Source organism: Ruegeria sp. CDSA079 (assembly GCF_059612245.1).
In genome coordinates this window covers 212,135-235,713 of sequence record NZ_JBXWQF010000004.1, presented here as the reverse complement: position 1 = coordinate 235,713, position 23,579 = coordinate 212,135, and the positions used below count along the sequence as shown (strand labels likewise).

At 55.3% G+C, this 23,579-nt stretch carries 22 protein-coding genes and 1 tRNA gene; 12 read left to right on the top strand and 11 right to left on the bottom strand.

Features of this window, described 5'->3' with window-relative positions:
• The first annotated feature begins 46 nt into the window (after positions 1–46).
• Complete coding sequence (locus AC2FJZ_RS06235; protein WP_496776564.1) at positions 47–403, top strand: hypothetical protein; 357 nt, start codon at positions 47–49, stop codon at positions 401–403.
• An 11-nt stretch (positions 404–414) separates the two neighbouring features.
• Here the strand turns inward: AC2FJZ_RS06235 and AC2FJZ_RS06230 are convergent, their stop codons facing one another.
• Positions 415–1,566, bottom strand: coding sequence for an amidohydrolase (locus AC2FJZ_RS06230; protein ID WP_496776563.1), 1,152 nt, complete (start codon positions 1,564–1,566; stop codon positions 415–417).
• Complete coding sequence (lipA, locus tag AC2FJZ_RS06225; protein ID WP_496673013.1) at positions 1,563–2,513, bottom strand: lipoyl synthase; 951 nt, start codon at positions 2,511–2,513, stop codon at positions 1,563–1,565. The genes AC2FJZ_RS06230 and lipA overlap by 4 nt, the downstream gene beginning before the upstream one ends.
• A gap of 262 nt (positions 2,514–2,775) precedes the next feature.
• Between lipA and AC2FJZ_RS06220 the strand changes: the two genes are divergently transcribed.
• Entirely contained in the window at positions 2,776–3,324 is a 549-nt protein-coding gene (locus AC2FJZ_RS06220) for a peroxiredoxin (RefSeq protein ID WP_496776561.1), read from the top strand.
• A 61-nt stretch (positions 3,325–3,385) separates the two neighbouring features.
• Here AC2FJZ_RS06220 and AC2FJZ_RS06215 read toward each other — a convergent pair whose 3' ends face one another.
• Entirely contained in the window at positions 3,386–4,468 is a 1,083-nt protein-coding gene (locus AC2FJZ_RS06215) for a DUF6456 domain-containing protein (RefSeq protein ID WP_496776560.1), read from the bottom strand.
• A 241-nt stretch (positions 4,469–4,709) separates the two neighbouring features.
• On the opposite strand from AC2FJZ_RS06215, the gene AC2FJZ_RS06210 reads away from it, so the two are divergent.
• Entirely contained in the window at positions 4,710–5,009 is a 300-nt protein-coding gene (locus AC2FJZ_RS06210; protein WP_496673020.1) for a DUF6477 family protein, read from the top strand.
• On the opposite strand, the gene AC2FJZ_RS06205 is transcribed toward AC2FJZ_RS06210, so the two are convergent.
• The gene (locus tag AC2FJZ_RS06205; RefSeq protein WP_496673023.1) at positions 5,010–6,554 is read right to left on the bottom strand and encodes a trimethylamine methyltransferase family protein; all 1,545 of its coding nucleotides are present in this window, start codon (positions 6,552–6,554) and stop codon (positions 5,010–5,012) included.
• A 135-nt stretch (positions 6,555–6,689) separates the two neighbouring features.
• Positions 6,690–7,385 carry an MgtC/SapB family protein gene (locus AC2FJZ_RS06200; protein ID WP_050603533.1) on the bottom strand — a complete coding sequence of 232 codons (696 nt, stop codon included), beginning with the start codon at positions 7,383–7,385 and terminating at the stop codon, positions 6,690–6,692.
• 159 nt (positions 7,386–7,544) lie between these two features.
• On the opposite strand from AC2FJZ_RS06200, the gene guaA reads away from it, so the two are divergent.
• The 9 genes from guaA to AC2FJZ_RS06155 all read left to right on the top strand — a co-directional run bounded on the left by guaA (position 7,545) and on the right by AC2FJZ_RS06155 (position 16,957).
• The gene (gene guaA / locus AC2FJZ_RS06195) at positions 7,545–9,104 is read left to right on the top strand and encodes a glutamine-hydrolyzing GMP synthase (RefSeq protein ID WP_496776558.1); all 1,560 of its coding nucleotides are present in this window, start codon (positions 7,545–7,547) and stop codon (positions 9,102–9,104) included.
• Between the two features lie 207 nt (positions 9,105–9,311).
• A complete protein-coding gene (locus AC2FJZ_RS06190) occupies positions 9,312–10,196 on the top strand; it encodes a DMT family transporter (protein ID WP_496776557.1) in 885 nt (294 codons plus the stop codon).
• 147 nt (positions 10,197–10,343) lie between these two features.
• A complete protein-coding gene (locus tag AC2FJZ_RS06185) occupies positions 10,344–11,504 on the top strand; it encodes an OmpP1/FadL family transporter (protein WP_496673033.1) in 1,161 nt (386 codons plus the stop codon).
• Positions 11,505–11,604: 100 nt separating this feature from the next.
• The gene (locus tag AC2FJZ_RS06180) at positions 11,605–12,501 is read left to right on the top strand and encodes a DMT family transporter (RefSeq protein ID WP_496776555.1); all 897 of its coding nucleotides are present in this window, start codon (positions 11,605–11,607) and stop codon (positions 12,499–12,501) included.
• A 47-nt stretch (positions 12,502–12,548) separates the two neighbouring features.
• Positions 12,549–13,421 (top strand): ATPase, encoded by an 873-nt coding sequence (locus tag AC2FJZ_RS06175; RefSeq protein ID WP_496673036.1) that lies wholly within the window; start codon positions 12,549–12,551, stop codon positions 13,419–13,421.
• Between the two features lie 36 nt (positions 13,422–13,457).
• Positions 13,458–14,375 carry a homoserine O-acetyltransferase MetA gene (gene metA, locus AC2FJZ_RS06170; protein WP_496776553.1) on the top strand — a complete coding sequence of 306 codons (918 nt, stop codon included), beginning with the start codon at positions 13,458–13,460 and terminating at the stop codon, positions 14,373–14,375.
• A complete protein-coding gene (locus AC2FJZ_RS06165; protein ID WP_496776551.1) occupies positions 14,365–15,318 on the top strand; it encodes an alpha/beta fold hydrolase in 954 nt (317 codons plus the stop codon). The genes metA and AC2FJZ_RS06165 overlap by 11 nt, the downstream gene beginning before the upstream one ends.
• A gap of 49 nt (positions 15,319–15,367) precedes the next feature.
• The gene (gene ppk2, locus AC2FJZ_RS06160) at positions 15,368–16,237 is read left to right on the top strand and encodes a polyphosphate kinase 2 (RefSeq protein ID WP_496776549.1); all 870 of its coding nucleotides are present in this window, start codon (positions 15,368–15,370) and stop codon (positions 16,235–16,237) included.
• 105 nt (positions 16,238–16,342) lie between these two features.
• On the top strand, positions 16,343–16,957 hold the full coding sequence (locus AC2FJZ_RS06155) for a TetR/AcrR family transcriptional regulator (protein ID WP_496673045.1): 615 nt from the start codon (positions 16,343–16,345) through the stop codon (positions 16,955–16,957).
• A 6-nt stretch (positions 16,958–16,963) separates the two neighbouring features.
• Here AC2FJZ_RS06155 and AC2FJZ_RS06150 read toward each other — a convergent pair whose 3' ends face one another.
• The 6 genes from AC2FJZ_RS06150 to AC2FJZ_RS06125 form a co-directional block, all read right to left on the bottom strand.
• Positions 16,964–18,022 carry an adenylate/guanylate cyclase domain-containing protein gene (locus AC2FJZ_RS06150; RefSeq protein ID WP_496673048.1) on the bottom strand — a complete coding sequence of 353 codons (1,059 nt, stop codon included), beginning with the start codon at positions 18,020–18,022 and terminating at the stop codon, positions 16,964–16,966.
• Positions 18,019–18,387 (bottom strand): group I truncated hemoglobin, encoded by a 369-nt coding sequence (locus tag AC2FJZ_RS06145; protein ID WP_083445232.1) that lies wholly within the window; start codon positions 18,385–18,387, stop codon positions 18,019–18,021. Before AC2FJZ_RS06145 ends, AC2FJZ_RS06150 begins: the two co-directional genes overlap by 4 nt.
• Before the next feature lie 310 nt (positions 18,388–18,697).
• Positions 18,698–18,787 (bottom strand) — tRNA-Ser (locus AC2FJZ_RS06140).
• 133 nt (positions 18,788–18,920) lie between these two features.
• Entirely contained in the window at positions 18,921–21,347 is a 2,427-nt protein-coding gene (locus AC2FJZ_RS06135; protein ID WP_496776547.1) for a DUF3772 domain-containing protein, read from the bottom strand.
• On the bottom strand, positions 21,347–22,381 hold the full coding sequence (locus tag AC2FJZ_RS06130; protein WP_496776545.1) for a cysteine synthase A: 1,035 nt from the start codon (positions 22,379–22,381) through the stop codon (positions 21,347–21,349). Before AC2FJZ_RS06130 ends, AC2FJZ_RS06135 begins: the two co-directional genes overlap by 1 nt.
• A 68-nt stretch (positions 22,382–22,449) precedes the next feature.
• Positions 22,450–23,565: an NUDIX domain-containing protein gene (locus AC2FJZ_RS06125; protein WP_496672489.1), complete on the bottom strand. Its 1,116-nt coding sequence runs from the start codon at positions 23,563–23,565 to the stop codon at positions 22,450–22,452.
• Between the last annotated feature and the right edge of the window lie 14 nt (positions 23,566–23,579).

The following is a 23,579-nucleotide window of genomic DNA, read 5'->3' as shown; positions in this document are numbered from 1 at the left end:
TCGATTGCGCACCATTACCCTTCCTATCAACTTAGGAGGGTTATTGATGAAGCGTATTGTTGCGACAGCCGGTGTGGTTATGGCGATCGTGGCACTTGCAAGTTCGGGTGCCGCAAAGGACAATAAAGGCAAAGGGCAAGGTGCCAACAAAAACAAGGTAGAGAAATCTATCAAGTCAAACGGCAAAGCTGTTCCACCCGGTCAAATCAAAAGATACACGCGTGGCCAGAAGTTGCCGGATGATCTGAGTTTTGACTACATCGACGACCTCGACAACTGGAAGCTTAAGCCGTTGGGCCCCGGTCAGCGCTATGTCCGGGTAGATGATGAAGTTCTATCGATCTCAGATGACACGAAGACAGTCATAGAAGCTGTTGGAATTGTTAGTGATCTGGCCAATTGAATGGATCGACACTAGCGCTCGTCTCGAAGAATAGCATCAATACCGTTAAGGAAAATCCCAGTCCCTACAGGTATCACCGCATCCGGGAAATCGTAATCCGGATTGTGCAGTTGCGGATGATCCCGCCCTGATCCCAACCAGAACATGGCAGCTCTTGCGCTTTTGGCAAACTGTCCAAAATCCTCTGAAAACCGTTGCGGTTGATCGACCAGCCGGCATTCAATTCCCTGATCGAAACACGATTGCCTCAGAATTGAGACGGTTTCCGGATGATTGACGCAGGCTTCGAACACTTCGTCATAGGTGATCTCTACCGTCAATCCTTCTGCCTGCGCTGTCTCGTGCACCATCGCTTCGGCATCGGTCATCAGTCGCGTCATCCGGCGATCCGAGACTGTGCGCAGCGTCACCCATAGCTCAGCCCGCCCAGGGGCAACACCTACAGTGCGCTCACCCAAATTTGCATGCGTAACAGTGGTCAAGGCATAGTCATCATTCAACTCGCCGCCTGCCCCCAACTCGGCCAATGCGGGCATCAGTACCGACAAGGCACCTGCCGGTGAAACTCCATCTTGTGGGGCAGCCGCGTGTGACGTCTTACCCGTCAATACAATCTGCATACCGCGTGAGGCACAGTTTGCAGGTCCTGCACAGAGTTCAACCACACCAAGTTCCAACCCCGGCAGGTTATGGAGGGACAGCACGATATCTGGCGATATTTCAGAAAATTGTGGATCGGCCCTGAACGCGATGGCCCCATGGCCCGTCTCTTCTGCAGGTTGAAAGATCAGAACAACGCGGCCCTTTTTCGGTCGCTGTTCCGTCAGCGCTTCGGCTACGCCCAACACCATCGCCATGTGGCCATCATGACCGCAAAGGTGCCCTTTGCCTTTGATCTGTGACACGTATGGAAGGTCTGAAAGTTCCTGAATCGGCAGGCCGTCCAATTCGCAGCGAATACCCACTGCTGGGCCCGGCTTGCCACTTTCAAAAACCGCAACCACCCCATGCCCGCCGACGCCCGTCAGAACACGATCTGCTCCGGTTTCGCGCAAAACATCAGCAATCCGCGCCGCAGTTTGCTCCTCCTGCCCCGAGAGTTCAGGGTTTTGGTGCAATTCGCGGCGCAGGCGGGTTAGCCGCGCGATCTGTTCTGGTGTCACGCTTGTTGCAACTTTGCTTGCCGGGCGGCCCTCAGCCGGGCGAAATCGTCACCGGCGTGGTAAGACGATCGGGTCAGAGGCGTCGCTGATACCATCAGAAAACCCTTGCCATAGGCCGCCTTTTCATAAGAGGCGAACTCTTCCGGTGTGACGAAACGATCCACACCATGATGCTTCGGACTCGGTTGCAGGTACTGCCCGATGGTCAAGAAATCGATATCCGCCGCGCGCATATCGTCCATCACCTGACGCACCTGCTGTTCCTCTTCGCCCAATCCGACCATGATGCCGGATTTGGTGAAGATCGACGGATCAAGCTCCTTCACCCGCTGCAACAGTCGCAGTGAATGGAAATAGCGCGCACCTGGTCGCACCTCAGGGTAGAGACCTGGCACGGTTTCCAGATTATGGTTGAACACATCCGGTTTCGCCTGAACCACGACCTCCAGCACGTCCTCGTCACATTTCAGAAAGTCCGGGGTCAGAATTTCGATCGTGGTTTTAGGGGATCGATGACGCACTGCGCGAATAGTCTGCGCAAAGTGCTCGGCACCGCCGTCATTCAGATCGTCCCGGTCCACCGAAGTGATCACCACATGGTTCAGGCCAAGCTTCTCAACCGCGTGCGCCACACGACCAGGCTCAAACGCATCAAGGTCGTCTGGGCGACCGGTTGCAATGTTGCAGAAGGTACAACCGCGCGTACAAATCTCGCCCATGATCATCATGGTGGCGTGACCCTGGCTCCAACATTCGCCGACGTTGGGGCAACCAGCTTCTTCGCAGACAGTCACCAGATTGTTGTCGCGCATGATCCGCCGCGTATCCGCATAGCCTTTTCCACCGGGTGCCTTGACCCGGATCCAGTTTGGTTTCTTGGGCTGTGCGTTATCCGGACGATGAGCTTTTTCCGGATGGCGCTGTTCGGGGATCTTCAGATCTCGCACGTTGGTTTTCCTGACTTTGGGTCAACTCTTGTTACTCATAACATAGACAGAAGCACAGCGTTACACCAGCGACGCATAGCCGCTATGCAACGTCACTGTGCCGACGCAGAATAGTACAATATGAGATCTGAGTTTGCGGATTAAATTCAATGCGCAACACGACAATGCTATTATTCGCGCATGCGGCATTTCCTCAATTGAATGCGATTTAGAACTGTTTTAATTCACGACAAAATCACATGTGAATCACAGGAGCTTGAACATGAAATCCGGCGCGAAACTGCCTGACGTGACCTTTCACACCCGTGTCCGCGACGACTCTGTCGAAGGACCAAACCCTTTCCGCTGGGAAGACAAGACAACGGCCGACTATTTCGCCGGCAAGCGCGTAGTCCTTTTCTCGCTGCCGGGTGCATTCACTCCAACCTGCTCGACCTACCAATTGCCCGGTTTTGAAAATGGGTATGCCGATTTCACCGCCAAGGGGATCGACGCAATCTATTGCATGTCTGTCAACGACAGTTTCGTGATGAACAAATGGGCACAGGATCAGGGCCTGAAAAACGTCGATGTCATCCCAGACGGATCGGCGGAATTCACCCGAAAAATGGGTATGCTGGTCGACAAGGACAATCTGGGTTTCGGGATGCGTTCATGGCGTTACGCCGCCATCGTAAATGATGGTGTTGTCGAGGCGTGGTTCGAAGAGCCCGGCCTGATGGATAACTGCCCCGAAGATCCATATGGCGTGTCTTCGCCCGAAAACCTGATGAAGCATTTGCAAGCGTCGGCAGAGCCGGAATTGGCCTGACCAACAGCCGAAAGCAAAAAAGGCCCGCTTCGCGCGGGCCTTTTTTTGTTTCTGGCGTCACTCAACCAATCATGCGGTCGCGGTCGGCCTGATCTTTATAGTGCTGTTTGAACCTTTGCAAAGCGATACGCAGGACAATCTTGCCAGATCGGGCTGACCACCCCATACGCTTTTCTGCCAGCTCCAGCCCCTCAAGATAACAGCAGCAGCGCAGCGCAACATCACTCAGCCCCGGTCCCAGATCTGACAGCGCGCGCGCCACCCTATCCCTTGCATCAGAAAACCCCTTACTCCCATGCGATTCACTGTCATAGGCACCGCGCCCTCCGGCAGTCAGAAAACGATCCCAGTTCTGCGATACCTGCGGGCCGATTTGCGCCAGTTCAAAGTCTTCGCGCAGACGTTCACCGGCTTTGACGAGTGTTTCATCCAGAAACGGTTTGCCATCCCGGTCGCGGCGGCGGGACAAGGCGATCAAAGGGCTTTCCGCCGCACTGTAGCGAATGCGACTGACACCCGAGGCAAGCCCGGCAGACGACTTTGCCTGAAACGCGTTTTGTGCCTCGGCGAAGCCTGGATCGGTCTCTGACCGAGCCTTGTTTTCCGCTTGTGCAATCAAGTGGCTAAGTGCAGTTCTTCCTGCCGTAGATATCCGATAGCGCGAGATTCGTCCCGGGTTGTCGTAGCTGATCCAGTCTTTCAAGGCCAAGGCTTGGGCAATCTTGCAATCAACAACAGCTGTTCTGGTCGCTGCGCTATTGCCTGTATCGCGAACGACAACGGCCTTGTCCATTTCCTCAGCCACCGCAAGCACGGATCCGGTTTCGCTCAGACGACGCAGAATCCGAAGGGCTTCGCGTTCAAATTCCTCTTCCTTGGCAGCCTCATCGAACGTTTCCAAAGAACTGCGGACGTCGCCCAGTGTCGAAAAATGCGTTTCAGCCAAAGATTGCAGGGCGGCATCCACTAACGGATCGTCGCGACGCATTTCGATGCGCCGAATTTGCCTGAGGATCGTTGACGCATGGCATCCTGCTGATCGAGCGATATCGCGTATCGATCGGCCGGTTTCGGTATGAGCAAGGTATCTTTGCGCCCCCTCTGGAACCCACGCCGGAATGGAGAAAGCCATGTTGTTTTCCATAATTATTTGCCCTCATCGACAAAACAAACTGCCACTTTTCGCCCTCGGATTGCGGGTTAACCAAATCTAACTAGAGGTCCATTCGTTACTCGTTCGTTAACCACACAAGGCAAGAACCAGATTTGATTCAAAAAGATAAACAGTCGTGAAACCATCGTTCGGAGAGACTCTGGCACAGGCAACACCCGCTTAGGTTGTGCAACAAAGTCCATACGTTTCTTCAAGAAAAGGGATACACAACATGCAGGACCTGATGACGATGATCACAACCCTTCGCCGCCCTCGTATGCTGGCGCGGGCGGCCAAATTCGGGGCGCGGGATTACAATCGGGACCGTCATCTACAACGCATTATGGGATACGGTTCGCTGCCCAGTTCAGGTCCTGCGCTGCTGCGTTTGATGGAGATGGAAAAAGAGGTAAATGAACAGCGAAAAGAAGATGATGCCGCATATTCACTGGTGCGGCATCTGGATCTGCTTATTGCGCTGTTGGGTGAGGCGCAGCTGTATCAGGCCAGCCGCGCCTCGATTTTTCAATAATCAGGCGAACGCGTCCGGCATGGAGGCCTTCTTTTCGGTGATATAGGCTTCCAGCGCCGCAGCAATGTCAGGATCCATCTGCGGTTGCTGATAGTTGGCCAGCAAATGCTCGACCCGTGTGGTGGCCAAAGCCCGCGTATCACGCGCACCTTCTTCCTGCCAGGTTTCATACGGCTTGTAATCCAGCACTTCGGATTTCCAGAACGATTCCTTGAAGTTGGCCTGCGTGTGCGAACATCCGAGATAATGCCCGCCGGGTCCGACTTCGCGGATCGCATCCATGGCCTGTGCATTCTCGTCATACGCCACGCCTTTGGCCAACCCGTGCAGAACACCAAGCTGATCAGCATCCATGACGAATTTCTCGAAATCGGCGACCAAACCGCCCTCCAGCCAGCCGCAGGAGTGCAACATAAAGTTCACACCGGACATCAGACCCATGTTCAGCGAGTTTGCGGTCTCATAAGCCGCCTGCGCGTCAGGCAGTTTCGAACCGCAGAACGATCCCGACGAACGGAACGGCAGGTTCAGGCGACGCGCCAACTGGCCAGCCCCATAAGTAATATGCGAAGCTTCAGGCGTGCCAAATGTCGGCGCGCCCGAGTTCATATCAATGGATGTCACCATGGCCCCGAAGATTGCCGGTGCTCCCGGGCGAATGATCTGGCTATAGGCGACACCTGCCAGAACCTCGGCCAGAACCTGTGTCAAAGTCCCGGTGACGGACACCGGCGACATCGCACCACCAACAATAAAGGGTGAGATGATACACGCCTGATTGTTGCGCGCATAGACTTCCAGCGAGCCCATCATCACATCGTCGAACGTCATCGGCGAGTTGATGTTGGTCAGTGAGGTCATCACCGTGTTTTCCTGAACGAACTCCTTCCCGAACAGGATTTCGCACATCTCGACCGAATCCTGCGCCCGGCTGGGATCAGTGACCGAGCCCATGAAGGGCTTGTCTGACAGCGTCATATGCGCCTTCAGCATGTCCAGATGGCGTTTGTTCACCGGAATGTCGGTCGGTTCGCAGATCGTACCGCCCGAATGGTGCAACCACTTGGACATGTAGGCCAGTTTCACGAACTTGTTGAAATCGTCCATGGTCGCATACCGGCGGCCACCTTGCGCATCGCGCACAAACGGAGGTCCGTAGACGGGTGCCAAAACCATGTTGCGACCACCGATGACCACCGATTTCTCGGGGTTGCGGGCGTGCTGAGTAAACTCGCTGGGGGCGGTTTTGATCAACTCACGCGCAAGGCCACGCGGGATACGGACACGTTCACCATCAATATCCGCACCGGCATCACGCCAGCGCTCCAGCGCGGCGGGGTTGTCAACGAAGTTGACGCCGATTTCTTCCAACACGGTTTCCGCGTTGTTTTCAATGATCTCAAGTGCCTCTTCGTTGAGAACCTCGAAATTCGGAATGTTCCGTTCGATGTATTTCGCGGTCTCGATACGAACTGCGGTACGCTCGGCACGGCGGGCGGCGCCACCGCCACCTCTCGCCCTGCGCCGGGTGTTTGCCTCTGCCATGAGAAAATCCCGTCTGGTTGTTTAGGTTGAAGCTTGTGATACAGCTTTACCAGATCACAAGCATCGGGATTGCGGCGCTCTGGGGGGAAAAGCGACATTGGCACCCTGCTGCGCGGTAAACACCCCCAAAGCGGCTCAGGCTTCCGAAACACTATCCCACTCGATGCTTTCGATACTCGGCTCCAGCATAAGCGGCGCAACCACCTTGTGCTGAAGTTCCTCGAGGTGGTCTTCCATCGAAACCAGAACTGCAATTGTTTGCGAACCGTCCGCACTGTCTCCTTTTTCGAACCCAACAATTCGAATGTCATTTTGGGCCAACGCCTTCAGAACCGCGACACGCGCATCGGCCTGCGTTTCTTCCTTGCATTGCAGCAGGATCTTGAACTCTTGCGTCAACGGAACCCCGGCACGCGTTGTACGTTTGAGCCATTTCACCAGTGGCCTGAGACCCAGATTCACAAAAATGACAAAGCCCGTCATCATCAAGGCGAACAACCAAGCCCCCGTCCCCGCCATCATTCCGACCGCTGCCGAACACCACAAGGTTGCGGCCGTATTCAACCCGTGGATTGTGAAACCGTGACGAAAAATGATTCCAGCCCCCAAAAACCCGATGCCGGACACTACCTGTGCCGCCACACGAGTTGGGCTGACTTCGTCAGGAAACAACGCAGAGAACACAACAAAGGCCGCAGCACTCAAAGCCACCAACGCATTTGTTCGCAAGCCTGCCATCCTCTGTCGGACTTGCCGCTCGGACCCGATCAGCGCCCCGCAAAACAACGCCAGCGCCAGATTCAACGCAGCAACTTCTATGGAAATCGGCAATTCATATTCCTTATACAGACGAATCCAGGCTTGGATTCCATCGGGTTGTCATATTTTTGTTACAAAACTTTTACAATTGGCTTTTTCTTGAGACCTGAAAATCCCAAGGAATTGGATGTCGCCCTTGCGAAATGACCGGGCTTGCCCTAAGGCGCAGGCATGACCCAGACATCCCACGACCGCCTTCTGATCATCGACTTCGGCAGCCAGGTGACGCAGCTTATTGCCCGCCGCCTGCGCGAGCTGAATGTCTATTGCGAAATCCACCCTTACCAGAATGTCACGATGGACTTCGTGCGGGAAATGGCCCCGCGCGCCGTGATCTTCTCGGGTGGTCCCGACAGCGTGACACGCGAAGGGTCGCCCCGTGTGCCGCAAGAGATTTTCGACTTAGGCGTACCAATTCTGGGCATCTGCTATGGCCAGCAGGTGATGATGCATCAACTGGGCGGCAAGGTCGAAAGCGGCCATGGCACCGCCGAGTTCGGACGCGCCTTTGTGACCCCTGAAAGCACATTGGATATTCTGGACGGCTGGTTCACCGATGGGGATGAGCAGGTCTGGATGAGCCACGGCGATCACGTCAGTGAAATCGCACCCGGGTTCGAAGTGTTCGGCACTTCTCCGAACGCGCCTTTTGCCATCACGGCAGATGCATCGCGGCACTTTTATGCGGTGCAATTCCACCCCGAGGTCCACCACACGCCCAAAGGCGCAAAGCTGTACGAGAACTTCGTCAAGCTGGCGGGCTTCAAAGGCGACTGGACCATGGGTGCCTATCGCGAAGAGATGATCCGCAAGATCCGCGAACAGGTTGGCGACAAAAAGGTCATCTGCGGCCTGTCCGGCGGCGTCGACAGCTCGGTCGCGGCGATCCTGATTCACGAAGCCATCGGGGATCAGCTGACATGCGTCTTTGTGGACCACGGGTTGCTGCGCAAGAACGAGGCCGAAGAGGTCGTGGGCATGTTCCGCGACAACTACAACATTCGGCTGATCCATGCGGATGAAACTGAGCTTTTCCTGGGCGAACTCGAAGGTCAGAGCGACCCTGAAACCAAGCGCAAGATCATCGGCAAGCTGTTCATCGACGTGTTCCAGAAACACGCCGATACCATCGATGGGGCGGAATTCCTGGCGCAGGGCACGCTGTATCCTGATGTGATCGAGTCGGTGTCGTTTTCGGGCGGTCCGTCCGTTACCATCAAGTCACACCACAATGTAGGCGGCCTGCCGGAAAAGATGGGCCTGAAGCTGGTCGAGCCGCTACGCGAGCTGTTCAAGGACGAGGTCCGCGCATTGGGCCGCGAACTTGGCCTGCCGCAGAGTTTTATCGGCCGCCACCCCTTCCCCGGGCCGGGTCTGGCAATCCGCTGCCCCGGCGAGATCACCCGCAAAAAGCTGGAGATTCTACGCGAAGCCGATGCCGTCTATATCGACCAGATTCGCAAGCATGGCTTGTATGACGAAATCTGGCAGGCGTTTGTCGCCATCCTACCGGTCCGCACCGTGGGCGTCATGGGTGACGGTCGCACTTATGACTATGCCTGTGCGCTGCGGGCTGTCACCTCAGTCGACGGTATGACTGCTGATTACTATCCGTTCAGCCACGAGTTCCTGGGCGAAACCGCCACGCGGATCATTAACGAGGTCAAGGGCATCAACCGGTGCACCTATGACATCACATCGAAACCGCCCGGAACGATCGAGTGGGAATGACGGGCGAACTCAGCGCAGAGGTAAGCGTTTGAACGCACAAAGCGTTGTGTGCGTTCAAACCGGTTCCACGGAAATTCTCTGATACGAACTTGCATCTGGTCACTCATAGGCGTTTGAATGGCTGGATAAATTCAGCCGTCTTTTCTAATGCCTGGCTTTGCACTCCTTCGCATGTTTAGCCTCGCGACTAAAACTGGGTGCATATGAATGAGCCATGGGCAGGGACACGTCCTAAAGGCAGCACTTTGGATGACCGGTGCCATCGCCTCGTTTACATCGATGGCCGTCGCCGGGCGCGAGTTGAGCGTGACGCACGACACGTTTGAGATCATGATGTACCGCAGCATCGTTGGCTTCTGTGTTGTTGTGGGTGTTCTGACCGTCACAGGCAAATGGGCGCAGGTTTCAACGGAACGTCTGGGGCTGCACGCCCTACGAAACACGTTGCATTTTGCTGGGCAAAACCTGTGGTTCTATGCGGTTGCAGTCGCCCCTTTGGCACAAGTTTTTGCGCTGGAATTTACGCAACCTCTATGGGTGATCCTGCTGTCGCCTCTGTTTCTGAAAGAACGCCTGACCAGCCTGAAGATCATGGCCGCGCTGATCGGATTTGCAGGCGTTCTGATCGTCACCCGCCCGGGTTCGGTCCCGCTCAGCCCCGGCCTTGTCACCGCTGCGATGGCCGCGATTTTCTTCGCATTTACAATGATCACCACGAAAAAGCTCACACGCTTTGCAAGCATTGGGTGCATCGTTTTCTGGCTGACTGCCATGCAGGCGGTTTTGGGGGCGGTGGCGGCCGGGTATGACGGGCAAATTGCATTGCCGAACGCAAGCACCGCCCCCTATCTAATTCTTGTTGGGCTGGCCGGATTGCTGGCCCATTTCTGCATCACCAATGCCTTGGCCATTGCCCCGGCAACCGTCGTGGTCCCGTTCGACTTTGCCCGCCTTCCCACAATCGCGGTCGTTGGGCTGATCCTGTACCACGAGCCCATTGATCAATGGGTTCTGATCGGCGCCGCAGTCATCTTTTCCGGGATCTTCCTGAATATCTGGTCTGAAAACCGTAGCAGTTCGGCAACAGTTTGAATCAGGTGTCACGACAAGTAACGCTCCGTCACCAGTTGACCTTAAAGTAACCAAATAGAAAGTATCGTGCAGGATACAACGGGCAGGCGATCACGAAAGTCAAACTTAACGCCATGAAACCCGCGTATGACCTACAGGGAGGACAAAATGAAAAAAACACTACTCACCACCTGCGCGCTGTGCGTTGGGGCTGCAGCAGCCCATGCAGGTGGTCTTGATCGAAGCGGGCAAGGCATCAATCTGATTTTCGAAGAAGGCTCTGCCGTGCAGTTTCGTCTGGGTTACACCAACCCAAGTGTGACCGGCACCATGCCTGCGCTTGCTGGTCCGAATATCGGTCAACCTCAAGACTCGGGCGAAGTGGCCAACGACTTTTTCACACCGCATTTGGGTTTCAAAACGTCACTGACCGAACAACTTGATTTCGCCATCATGTATGATCAGCCCTTTGGCGCTGACATCCAGTATGCAAACACCTATCCCCTTTCGATCAACCCAATTCCAGGTGGTCGGACAGACACTCTGCGGGCAAAGGCGGATACGGATGCCATCACGGCATTGCTGCGCTACAAGTTTGATGGTGGTTTCAGTGCAATTGGTGGTATTCGCGCACAGCGTGTGAAGGCGTCTGTCACCGTGCCTCTTGCCGCAGGTTACCAAGTTGACTCGAATGCTGACACTGCATTCGGCTACGTTGTTGGTGTCGCATGGGAAAAGCCCGAGATCGCGGCACGCGTCTCACTGACCTACAATTCGAAGATCAGCCACGATCTGTCACAAACGGAATCTCTGAACCCACCGCCGATCCCACCGATTCCTCCGGGAACTGTGGCCACGTTCAACACAAACAGTGAAATCGAGACTCCGCAGTCGATCAACCTGGATTTCCAGACAGGCGTCGCGCCCAAAACTCTGGTGTTCGGTTCTATCCGTTGGGTCGACTGGACGCAACTTGTCTACAACCCACCAAACTATCCGCCGACCAGCAACCTGGTTGATTATGACGAAGCCACTTTCACCTACTCGCTGGGTTTGGGGTATCAGTTCTCGGAAGAGTTTTCTGGTGCTGTAACACTGGGCTACGAGTCATCCCAAGGTACCCCGGTTTCGAACCTCGGTCCGACAGACGGGTTCTGGAGTATCGGTCTGGGTGGCACCTACTCGCTTGAGAACGCCAAGATTTCCGGTGGTGTGCGTTACACGGATATCGGAGACGCAACGGCAGACGGCGCCTTTGGGCAAACTGCCACCTTCTCAGGCAACAGCGCCTGGAGTGTTGGTTTCCAGATCACCTACGCTCTGAACTGATCGTAGCTTCTAAACGACATGCCAAAGCCCCGCTCAATCAGCGGGGCTTTTTCGCAAGAACCGGGTCGCAGTTTCAGTTTTTGGATGAGACAGTGACGCCATGAATGCACAAAAACGTCTATCACCCCGTGCCTGGGCTGAATTGCTTCTGCTTGGCATCATCTGGGGTGCGTCCTTTGTCTCGATAAGAATCGCACTGGATACGATTCCAGTCATGACATCTGTGCTGCATCGCACTTTCTGGGCCATGCTTGTGCTTTGGCTCATCGTCTGGCTCCAGGGGCACCAAGTGCCGCGTGCGCCCAAGGTTTGGGGGGCATTTCTGATCATGGGGCTGCTCAACAACGTGATCCCCTTCAGTCTGATGGCCTGGGGGCAGCTGTACATCGACACCGGCCTGACCGCGATCCTGAACGCTGCCACCGCCGTGTTTGGCGTGCTGGTTGCAGCATTGCTTTTTCACGATGAGCGCCTGACAAAACCCCGATTGCTTGGCGTATGTCTTGGTTTTACCGGCGTCACAGTTGCCATCGGCGTGCAAAATTTCGCAGGGTTCAGCCTGCAAAGCACAGCGCAGCTTGCCGTTCTGGCTGGAACAGTTTCCTACGCTTTCGCAGCCGCATGGGCGCGGTATGCGTTGTCCGACCTTCCACCCATCGTTGCCGCTGCGGGCATGTTGACCGGGTCGACCTTTCTGGTCCTGCCTCTGACACTAATGATCGACGGTTGGCCAACTCTTGCGTTGCCTGCAATCACCTGGGCCGCCATTGGCTATTACGCTATTGTGGCAACCGCCGGGGCATATCTGCTGTATTATCGCGTCTTGGCTATGGCGGGCAGCGGCAACCTGATGCTGGTGACTTTGGTGATTCCCCCGGTTGCCATCGTTCTGGGGGCAGTGTTGCGCGGTGAAACCCTCGCTCCCAATGCCTATTTCGGCTTTGCCATTCTTGCCACGGGTCTATTCGTTCTCAATAGCTCTGCCCGTCGCGATTGACGCCGCCCGTTGCCCGATTTAGCAAAGGCAAAAAGGGACAGCTCACCATGATCTATACCGCTGCCGAAGACTGGCGCACCGCCCGCCGCAAGAAAGTGCTGTTCTTTGGCATGTCAGGTCTGGGCAAGACATATGTGTCGAACATCCTGAGGGATTCGGGGAACTGGTTCCACTATTCGATCGATTACCGGATCGGCACGCGTTACATGGGTGAATACATCACCGACAACGCCAAGGCCGAGGCTATGAAGGTTCCGTTTCTGCGCGACTTGTTGTTGTCGGATTCGATCTATATCGGCTCAAATATATCATTCGCAAACCTGACCCCGGTTGCCGCCTATCTGGGCAAACCCGGCAACCCGGCTCTTGGTGGGTTGGAAATGCCCGAATACCGTCGCAGACAGGAACAGTTCCGCCTGGCCGAGATCCACGCCCTTTTGGACACCGAGTACTTTGTCGACCGCGCAGAGCGTTTGTATGAGTACCCGCACTTTATCTGTGATACGGGTGGTTCGATCTGCGAATGGGTCGACCCGGAGGATCCCAAAGATCAGATCCTGTCGGAACTATCCCGTCAAACCCTGATGATCTGGCTGAAGGGGGATGAGGGTCATACTGCCGAATTGGTGCGACGGTTCGATAAAGCGCCCAAACCAATGTCTTACCAGGCAGAATTTCTGACCCGCGCCTGGGCGGAATACCTGGATCAAAAAGGGTGCGCCGAATCGGATGTGAACCCCGATGATTTTGTCCGCTGGACCTATGCACAGGCTCTGGCGCACCGTCAGCCGCGCTATGAGGCGATGGCCGAAAACTGGGGCGTGACGATTGCAGCAGATGACATCGGCAAGATCCGCGACGCAGCTGATTTCGATGAGTTGATCGAACGCACCCTTGAGACCAAACGCAAGAACGCCTAACTAGCAGTTTTCCTTACTCTCTTCGAAGTCTGACACATGCCCATAAAAATCCCATCAGATCTTCCTGCTTTTGACGTCCTGACCAAAGAGGGCGTCATGGTCATGGACGAAGATCAGGCCATGCGTCAGGACATCCGTCCTTTGCGCATCGGAATGCTGAATCTGATGCCCAAGAAAATCCAGACAGAAAACCAGTTCGCCCGCCTGATTGGTGCGACCCCATTGCAGATCGACCTGTCCCTAATCCGCATGACGGAACACCGCACCAAAAACACTGCGGCCGAGCACATGTCTGAGTTCTACCATCCCTTTCAGGAGGTCAAGGACCAGAAATTTGACGGTCTGATCATTACAGGCGCACCGATCGAGCATCTGGAATTTGGCGACGTCACCTATTGGGACGAGATCAGCGAGATCTTCGAGTGGACCCAGACGAATGTTCATTCAACCTTTGGCGTCTGCTGGGGCGGAATGGCGATGATCAACCATTTCCACGGCGTGCGCAAACACATGCTGGATGCAAAAGCCTTTGGCTGTTTCCGCCACCGGAATCTGAACCCGGCCTCACCGTTTTTACGCGGATTCTCGGATGACTGCGTGATCCCGGTCAGTCGATGGACAGAGATGAAACAAGATGAAATCGACGGTGCCCCTGGATTGAACACTCTATTGGGCAGCGACGACGTCGGGCCCTGCCTGGTCGAAGATCCCGACCACCGCGCGCTCTATATCTTCAACCATTTCGAATATGACAGCGATACGCTGAAGCAGGAATATGACCGGGATGTTGCCAATGGCGCGCCGATCAACGTGCCTATCAACTATTACCCGGATGATGACCCTTCACGGACACCGCAGAACCGGTGGCGCAGCCATGCGCACCTGCTGTATGGTAACTGGATCAACGAGATCTATCAGTCCACTCCTTTTGATATGAGCAAAATTGGCAAGTAAAGCGTTGATATCCATTGGCCTTATCGTTCTGGGCCTGGCCGTGCTGACCGCTTGGCGCAGCGCCAGGAACGAGGCGATGGCAGAGGCAGCCTTTCCGCCCGAAGGTCAGATTCTTGATGTTGATGGCATCGCCGTACACGCCGTTGTCATGGGAGAAGGCCCAGATGTCGTTCTGATCCACGGATCCAGCGGGAACGCACGTGACATGACCTTTGCCCTGGCCCCCATTCTGGCACAAAACTTTCGGGTTATCGTGTTTGACCGTCCCGGCTTGGGCTATTCGGAAAGCTTCAACCCCGACGGTGAAACCCTCATCGAACAGGCGGATATTCTGCAACGTGCAGCGGCTCAGCTTGGGGCCGAAAAGCCCATCGTAGCAGGCCAGAGTTACGGTGGCTCGGTCTCGCTCGCATGGGCTGTGACGCGGCCCGAAAACATCTCGGCACTGGTTCTGATCGCCCCCGCAGCCATCCCGTGGGAAACACCGTTGGATGGGTTTAACCGGCTGGCCTCAACCACCGCAGGCAATGCGCTGGCCCTGCCCCTGATCAGCTCATTCATACCCGAATGGTATGTCACGCAAGCGCTGGACAAAGTGTTTGCGCCACAAACTGCGCCCAAAGGTTACGCCGAACACTTCGGTCCCGGGCTGACGATCCGGCAGGGATCGATGCACGCAAACGCCAAGCAACGCGCCAACCTGTTGGATGAAATCACCCACCTGCAGCCCAGATATGGCGAGATTTCCGTACCGACGGAAATCATTCACGGAACCGCTGACGACACGGTTGGTCTTGAATGGCATTCAGAACGCCTGATCGACCAGATCCCCGGGGCTGAACTTGTTGAATTGCCTGGGATCGGTCACATGCCACAGGTGGTTGCCGCCCCCGAAGTTGCCGCCGCGATAGATCGGGCAGCACAGCGCGCGGGTTTGCGTTAGTCCGGGCTCTAATCCATAGTAAGATATGGATTTTATCGCGAGGTGACATATGGCCCGGTCCGAAAAAGGTTCAATCGAGAGATATTATCAAAAGGACGCCCCCAAGGCGGTGCGGGAAGAGATCAAAAAATCGGGAAAAGGGGATATTCTGAACACCTCTTACCCCTATCGCGAAAAAATGAAGTCCAAGGACTATGACGCTCAGATGGAGCTGCTCCAGATCGAGCTGGTCAAGATGCAGTCCTGGGTGAAGGAGACTGGCCAACGGGTGGCTATCATCTTTGAAGGCCGCGATGCTGCCGGAAAAGGCGGCACTATCAAGCGGTTCCGCGAAAACCTGAACCCGCGCGGCGCGCGCAACGTTGCGCTTGCCAAGCCTTCGGACGCCGAACGCAGCCAATGGTACTTTCAACGCTATGTCGCCCACCTGCCCACCGCTGGGGAAATCGTGTTTTTTGACCGTAGCTGGTACAACCGGGGTGTTGTCGAGAACGTATTCGGCTTTTGTACTCAGGAAGAACGTGAGCGTTTTTTCCGCCAAGTTCTGCCGCTGGAAATGGGTCTGGTGAATGACGGCATTCAACTTTTCAAATTCTGGCTCAATGTCGGGCGTGCTGAACAACTGAACCGCTTTTTGGCGCGTGAAACGGACCCGCTCAAACAGTGGAAGCTCAGCCCGATTGATGTGGCGGGGTTAAACAAGTGGGATGAGTACACACAGTCGATCTCGGAAACGCTGACCAGATCGCACACCGATGCGTGTCCCTGGACGATTGTGCGCTCGGACGACAAGAAACGCGCGCGTCTTGCTGCCATCCGAACGGTGCTGCACGCGTTGGACTATGATGAGAAAGACAAAAAGAGCATTGGCAAAATTGACCCGAAGATTTGCGGTGGCCCGGATATTTGGGATGCATAACCCCGTGTTTCATCGCAATCGTGTGGCTACAAAGGTTGGACGGTCGCGCATGTTTGCTCTATCTCGTTGTTTTTTCAACACTGCATCAGGACAGCTGAGGCCGGGATGACGAAACGCGGGTATCACCATGGGAACCTGAAACAGGCTTTGGTCGAGGCCGCTTTGTCTCTGATCGAGGAAAAGGGTCCGACCGGTTTCACACTGTCCGAGGCCGCCAAAACCGCCGGAGTGACGCCCGCCGCCGTGTATCGCCATTTTCAGGGGCGCGAGGATCTGATTGCCGAAGCCGCACGGCAAGGGTTCGAGATGTTCGCGGACCTGATGCAATATGCCTATGACAAGGGGCAACCCTCGGCCCTGGCTGCTTTTGAAGCAACCGGACGCGCCTATCTGGCCTTTGCCCGCAAGAACCCCGGCCATTACATCGCTATGTTCGAAAGTGGGATTTCGTTAAACCGAACGACCGAGCTTTCGCTGGCGGCAAATCGCGCCAAATCGGTTCTTGAAAAAGCGGCGGCGGATCTGTCCCAACATATCCCGCCAGAAAAACGGCCGCCCGCCTCTATGTTCAGTGCTCATATCTGGGCGATGAGCCACGGTGTCGTTGAACTGTTCGCCCGCAACACCGGCGCAACTTCACCTTTCCCTCCTGAAGAATTGTTGGAAAGCGGGATTGGCATTTACCTGCGCGGCCTGGGTCTCATTCCGCAAGACGACTGAAACGGGTCAGAGCGACCGGCTGCCCTGTGGCATACTCAGGCCCGAGGTCACATTGATCAGGTCCATCTCGCCCATACCCTTGATTTCGACTGCCCCAAGATCCGAAACTTGAAATTCGTCGATCAGGGCGTACTTCATCTCTTCCGGGGCCACGATGTTCATGGGGTTGGCAAAGACCTGCAAGCGGGAAGCAATATTCACAGCCGGACCAAAAACGTCATAGACATATTTCTGAATACCGACGACCGATCCGACCGCAGCCCCCATCCCCAGACCGATCCGAGCCTGCCATTTATGCGGATGGCTTTCGTTCCGACGCTCCAGATAACGCAGGAACCGCACGGCGCAATGCGCCACGGCGGTGGCGTGATCCGGGGTCGGGTCTGGCATACCAGACACCGCCAGGTAGGCGTCGCCAATTGTCTTGATCCGCTCGCAGCCGAATTGCTCGACGATGCGGTCAAAGGCCGTGAATATATCGTTCAGCTCACTCAGGGTCACGGTCGGGTCGGTTTTGGCGGCAAAATCCGTGAACCCGACAAAATCCAGCATCACCACCGAAACCTGCTGATATAGCTGAGGCGTCACAACACCGAACGTCTTGAACTCTTCATAGACGGCCCGCGGCATCAGGTTCAGCAACAGGCGCTCGACCCTCTCCTTTTCACGCTCAAGCTCTCGGGTGTTGCGTTCGACCATGGTGGAATAGCTGTCGATCATGCTTTCCAACTCGCGAATGCGCGTGATGTTCTGACATTCGACAATCAGCACCTGATCAGACAAACCATTAGCCAACGAAACTGCCACCGCAAAGATCAACGTCCGGCGCTTTGGCTTGATCTGAAGCTCGACAGAGTACCTCAGGCCCGATTGTTTGACATCTTCCAGCTCTTTGGGGTCGAGACTTGGTAGGATATCTTTGAGTGTATTGCCCTCCTCCGGGGTCCCGAACCATTCTGCGAAGGGTCCGTTGTGGAACACAAACTCCAGATCCGAGGCGCGGACCACTGCGACACCAACACCGATCGCCCGCAACAATTGCTCATTGATTGCCAGAATGCTCATGCCGCAGTCCGGACGACGATGATGGACCGTTTTCCTTCGATTGCTGCCAGTGCTGTTTTGACGTCACCGTCCGACATGCCATGGGCGCTCAACGCTTCACCGAACAATTCGGCCATAACGTCAAATTCATCGTGTGAGATGTTTAGATGTCGGTGAACGGCTTCGATCCTGTCGTCGTTGAATGAAGCAGGCCCTCCGATCAAAGAGGATACAAACTTCGTCTGATGGTCAATCAAACGGGGCATATCGATGTCTTCAAAGTAATGGCCGATTTCATCAGACTCCAATGCCATTTCATAGAAAGTCATCACGACACGGCTGATCGTTTTGAAGCCGCCATACTTTTCATAAAGTGTCTGTGTCACACGAGTACCCGCGCGTTACTGATCAATAACACTGCAAGTCTATATCAAATTGACATTATTGTTAATGTTTATGATTTGCGTTGTTTGACCCGTGGGAAAACAGTGTTGTTTTGAAGGGCTGCGGCCCTGGGTCTATGCGCGTTTGAAATTTCAGAGTGTTAGCAAAGATTAAGAAACAGGCATTCCCGCCTTGCTTTTACAGTCGACCTGCCCGCCCCGTTTTCAACGCTGGTTCCGCCGTGCGACATAAGCAAATCAACCCGACCAATATCTTGGCGGGGCCAGCTTTCACCATGTCAGGGAAAATTAGTGGCGGAGAGACAGGGATTCGAACCCTGGAGACGGTTTCCCGCCTACACACTTTCCAGGCGTGCGCCTTCGACCACTCGGCCACCTCTCCGTGCCGGCGATATTTGGACCAATGTCATTGGATTTGCAAGGCCTCAATTCGGCGAAATCCGTAGAATAATTCAAATAACTCCGGTCAACAATTTTCAACGAAAATCACCGAATGCATTCCACTGACTAAGACCTCAGACCTCATCACCTGCGTCAGGGTCTAAATCCGTTTCGGTCAGGTCCACCGGTTTCTTTGCGGTCTCACGCTGCTGGGCATCCAAGGGTTCAGAATCGACCTGCCCTGACTCGCCGGAGGTTTGGAGAGCTTCAGGATTACGCAACCAGATGTCACGCTGAGCAAAGGGAATCTCGATGCCTGCCTCTGAGAACCTGCTGTTGATCTCATGGTTCATGTCAGATTTCACTGACAGAACCCAGTTTACGTCTCGCAGGATTGCACGGATTTCAAAGTCCAGGGAATCCGCACCAAACCCCTGAAACACCACACTGGGCGCAGGGTTCGCCAGGACCATCGGGTGGCTATTGGCAATCTCGCCCAAGATAGTTTCGACCAGCCGCGTATCAGTCCCATAGGCGACACCCACCGGCACAATCACACGGCCAATCGTGTTGCCGCGTGTATAGTTGGTGACAACCCCGCTGATCAGGTCCGAGTTCGGAACGATCACATCGGTCCTGTCAAAGGTCTCGATCCGGGTCGAGCGGACCGAGATGTCGCGCACATACCCCATCATACCGTTCACATCGATCCAGTCTCCTTTGGAAATGGGGCGTTCCACCAAAAGGATGATGCCAGATACGAAGTTGGACACGATGGTTTGCAGACCAAAGCCGATACCGACCGACAAGGCACCTGCGACAATCGCAAGCGACGACAAGTCAAACCCGGCCACCATGATTGCCACAAGAGCAGCGAGAAAAATGCCGACATACCCCGAACCTGCGACGATCGCGTTTTGCCCACCTGGGTCAATGCTGGTCTTCGGCAATAGCGAGTTGCGCAATCCGCTTTGCAGCAACCGTGTCAGCGCGTAACCGATTGCGAAGACAGCAACAAAGGTCAGGAAGTTGGTTGGTGAGATCGTGACACCACCGATGTCGAAACCAAGCAGCAAGCGCGACCACGCTTCAAGCAGATCGGTTTCGCGCGCACCCCAGTAAATCGCCAGAATAGGCAGCGCCACGATGGCCATTGCAAAACCGACGAGCACCGCAAAAAGAGACTCCCGCGCTGCATCCCCCTGCCCGGTAATCCACCCGTAAATCTGGCTGATGAATCTTTGCAGGATGACCAACGCCCCGATGAGCACCAGAGTCTTCACTGCGGGAAACACGACTGCTTCGGCCGCATTGGTGTACCCGAAGATCGCCAAAACAGGAGACGCAATCCCTAGCAGGAACAATGCCCGGCGTAAGAATTCAACCAATTGGCTGAAGCCTGCAGCGCGAGTTGATGCAGCTTGATCCGGCGGACCGTCAGTTGTTCGGATCTGGCGTATCCGCAGCAACAACAAAGCTGTTGCGATAATGACCGGGAAACTGACAACGGCCCGGGTCGCGTCAGAGATGTTCTCGATCCGTTCGAACAGCAGTGCCATTTCGTGCAAAATCAGCATCAGGGCAAGCAGATCGATATACAGGCGCAGTTCCGTTATTTTTGCAGCAGACAGCCGTTTGAACCCCTGCGACGCGCCCATCACATATACCTGACGACCGATCCAGTCGTAGAATAAGATTATCCCTGCCCAATACGGAATGTTCTGCAGCAGCAGGCTTCCCCTCAAACCGGTAACGCCCGTAAGGCTAATCGCAGTAACTGCGGCCAAAACTCCAACCCAAGGCAACAGAATGCGTAAAAGCGAAATGACAAAAGACCAAACTCCAGTCCCGGATCCGCCCCACAGCCTGAGGTAATCACCCCCCTTTTCGGACCACCGTTTGCCAAAGATCAGCAGTACGGCTGAAATGGCCAGCAGTATGAAGATCGCCAGTCCGCGATCACGGATTTGCTCGCGTACAACATCTGAACGAAAGTTGGTGATCGTTTCATTTACCAGGCTCTGGACTGCTTCTTTTACATCCACCCATGCCGGACCCCAATACGCGGGGTTTATCGGTGACGGACCCTGTTCAAAGAATTCCTTCGTCTGCCGTGCACGAAGGATCTGATCTATTTCGCTGATCAGCCCGTTGGCGCGGCTGTACGCTTCTTCCGATATGATGCGGGGCACACGCAGACTGTTGAGCTGCTTTTCAAGATGTGCGCGTAGCTTGGCGATATCTTCAGGCTCGGTCGCGTCCCCTTCGGGTTTGGGACCAAGAGCCTTGATTTGACTTTCCAACGTTGAGATACGTTCGGTATTGGCGCCTCTTGCTCGGTTAAAGTCATCTCTGTAACCGTTTATTTCCGAACGTAAATTTTCCAGGGCCGCATCAGAGGCCCGATTTGCCTCGATCACGGATTCAGCGCGGTCCGCTGTTTTCAGCCAGTCCTGATAGTACTCACTTTGCCGGTCTGTCAGCTGCGCATCCGCGCCGCTTGCAAACCCGACGAGACACAGGAAAAGAAGGGTCAGAAACAGGCGGACCTGCGCCAACATTATACGTCCTCGAACACGCCGGGAATGCTGCGTGGTGCCTCGGTCATCCAATCCGGAACCGGAAGTTCTTTTTCGCGCAGGAAGTCCGGGTTGAACAGTTTCGACTGATACCGAGTTCCATAGTCGCACAAGATCGTCACGATGGTATGGCCCGGCCCCATCTCCTTGGCCAGACGGACGGCACCGGCCAAGTTGATTGCCGTCGAACCACCCATGACCAGCCCCTCTTCGCGTAGCAGATCAAAGATATACGGCAACGCCTCGTTGTCGGTGATCTGATAGGTGTGATCCGGAGCGAACCCTTCAAGGTTCTTGGTGATCCGCACCTGCCCGATACCTTCGGCAATCGATCCGCCTTCCATCGCGATTTCGCCAGTGGTGTAATAGGAATACAGGCCAGCGCCCATCGGATCGGCCAGACCGATTTTAACACCCTTGGGCTGCAGTGTTTCGGCAACCCCAGCCAACGTACCACCGGACCCAACTGCACAGATAAACCCGTCGACCTTGCCGCCTGTCTGCTCCCAGATTTCAGGACCCGTTGTTTCCACGTGGGCCTGACGATTCGCCACATTGTCGAACTGATTGGCCCAGATCGCGCCATTGGGTTCCGTTTTGGCCAGTTCCTCGGCAAGACGGCGGGAATAGTGCACAAAGTTATTGGGGTTGCGATACGGGGCCGCGGGCACCTGCACCAATTGGGCGCCGGCCAGCCTCAGCATATCCTTTTTCTCTTCCGATTGGGTTTCCGGGATCACGATCACCGTTTTGAACCCCATCGACGCGCCCACCAGTGCCAGGCCGATACCGGTGTTTCCGGCCGTACCTTCAACGATGGTTCCACCGGGTTTCAGATCCCCCCGCGCAATAGCATCACGGATGATGAAAAGGGCTGCACGGTCTTTCACGGACTGACCGGGATTCATGAATTCGGCTTTGCCAAGAATTTCGCAGCCGGTCTCTTCACTGATGCGGCGCAGCCGGATCAACGGTGTTTTCCCTACTGCGTCAGCAAGATCTCGTGCAATGCGCATGATGGCCCCTTGTCGTTTGGTATCCCCGAAGATTTACAGCCGCACCGCCGCGACCACAAGCGCGATAGTCACGCACGCAATCGATCCCGGTGGCGCGCCAGCCAATAAGCCAGAGCGACCAGTTGCACATCCTTGAAAAGATGGCGATCGGTCATGTCGATGAACTGATCAAACGGCAAAATCTGACTGCGGATGTCTTCTCCTTCGGTGTCGAGACCGCCGTTTGTGGTTGTGTGGGTCAAATCCCCCAATCCTACGTAGAGATACATGAACCCCGAGGACGACCCGCTTGAGGAATAAGCACCGCTTACATATTCCAGCCGGTCAAATTGCACCCCGGCCTCTTCCATAGCTTCGCGATGGGCCGCCTGCTCGGGCGTTTCGCCCGGATCGATCATGCCGGCCACTGCCTCCCACAGCCAGGGCTCGGGGTCGTCGATCAAAAAGGCTGGCGGTCTGAATTGTTCAACCAAAAGAACAGTGTCGCGTATGGGGTCGTAAGGCAGAACGGATACGGCACTGCCTTGCATCAGGCCGGACCGATGCAAGATCGGTCCCATGGAGCCGTCATGCTGACGGTGCTGAAGGTCGATCTCTTCCATCCCGAAATAGTTGACATAAGCCCGCTCATGCCGATGCACGATTACGTCTTTGCCTGTATCCCTTGGATCGCCTGTACGCCGTTTCCGAGCCAGAATCTTGGCCCAGGCCCGAGTTTGAAACGGACGGACGTTACCCAGCATGGTCTGAGCGTCAACCTTGCCGTAATACGCCATCTCTTCTTCCGCAGCCAACGCCGTGATCTCGCCCAATTTGTCCGCCCAAGCCTGCAAGGACCACAGACCCGTCGGCTGCCAGGTACCGGGGGCGGGAAAGAAAACCTGTGCTTGTGCCTCTGATCCGTCTTGCAGAACGATTGCCATCGGAGACAGATCATAGTCAAACGCCCCCTCGTAAAAGGCCAAGCGGGCCAAATCCTCGGGTGATAAGCCCTGAACGAACACACCTTGCGCATTGCTTCCCCGAGAGGACTGGATCATCGGAAAGTCCTGCCCGTGCACCGCGTGAACGGCATGATCAGGAAGACTGGCAGGTTGAACGGAAATCTCTTGCACAGGGCGGCCCAGAACGCGTTCCAGCAACGGCAGATACCGCAGCGTTCCATAGAAGAACAAATCAGGCAATTTCAAACTCTCTT

Coding starts and splice junctions, on each gene's coding strand:
- AC2FJZ_RS06235 (WP_496776564.1), top strand. CDS start 47: ATGAAGCGTATTGTTGCGACAGCCGGTGTGGTTATGGCGATCGTGGCA.
- AC2FJZ_RS06220 (WP_496776561.1), top strand. CDS start 2,776: ATGAAATCCGGCGCGAAACTGCCTGACGTGACCTTTCACACCCGTGTC.
- AC2FJZ_RS06215 (WP_496776560.1), bottom strand. CDS start 4,468: ATGGAAAACAACATGGCTTTCTCCATTCCGGCGTGGGTTCCAGAGGGG.
- AC2FJZ_RS06210 (WP_496673020.1), top strand. CDS start 4,710: ATGCAGGACCTGATGACGATGATCACAACCCTTCGCCGCCCTCGTATG.
- AC2FJZ_RS06205 (WP_496673023.1), bottom strand. CDS start 6,554: ATGGCAGAGGCAAACACCCGGCGCAGGGCGAGAGGTGGCGGTGGCGCC.
- guaA (WP_496776558.1), top strand. CDS start 7,545: ATGACCCAGACATCCCACGACCGCCTTCTGATCATCGACTTCGGCAGC.
- AC2FJZ_RS06190 (WP_496776557.1), top strand. CDS start 9,312: ATGAGCCATGGGCAGGGACACGTCCTAAAGGCAGCACTTTGGATGACC.
- AC2FJZ_RS06185 (WP_496673033.1), top strand. CDS start 10,344: ATGAAAAAAACACTACTCACCACCTGCGCGCTGTGCGTTGGGGCTGCA.
- AC2FJZ_RS06180 (WP_496776555.1), top strand. CDS start 11,605: ATGAATGCACAAAAACGTCTATCACCCCGTGCCTGGGCTGAATTGCTT.
- AC2FJZ_RS06175 (WP_496673036.1), top strand. CDS start 12,549: ATGATCTATACCGCTGCCGAAGACTGGCGCACCGCCCGCCGCAAGAAA.
- metA (WP_496776553.1), top strand. CDS start 13,458: ATGCCCATAAAAATCCCATCAGATCTTCCTGCTTTTGACGTCCTGACC.
- ppk2 (WP_496776549.1), top strand. CDS start 15,368: ATGGCCCGGTCCGAAAAAGGTTCAATCGAGAGATATTATCAAAAGGAC.
- AC2FJZ_RS06155 (WP_496673045.1), top strand. CDS start 16,343: ATGACGAAACGCGGGTATCACCATGGGAACCTGAAACAGGCTTTGGTC.
- AC2FJZ_RS06150 (WP_496673048.1), bottom strand. CDS start 18,022: ATGAGCATTCTGGCAATCAATGAGCAATTGTTGCGGGCGATCGGTGTT.
- AC2FJZ_RS06135 (WP_496776547.1), bottom strand. CDS start 21,347: ATGTTGGCGCAGGTCCGCCTGTTTCTGACCCTTCTTTTCCTGTGTCTC.
- AC2FJZ_RS06130 (WP_496776545.1), bottom strand. CDS start 22,381: ATGCGCATTGCACGAGATCTTGCTGACGCAGTAGGGAAAACACCGTTG.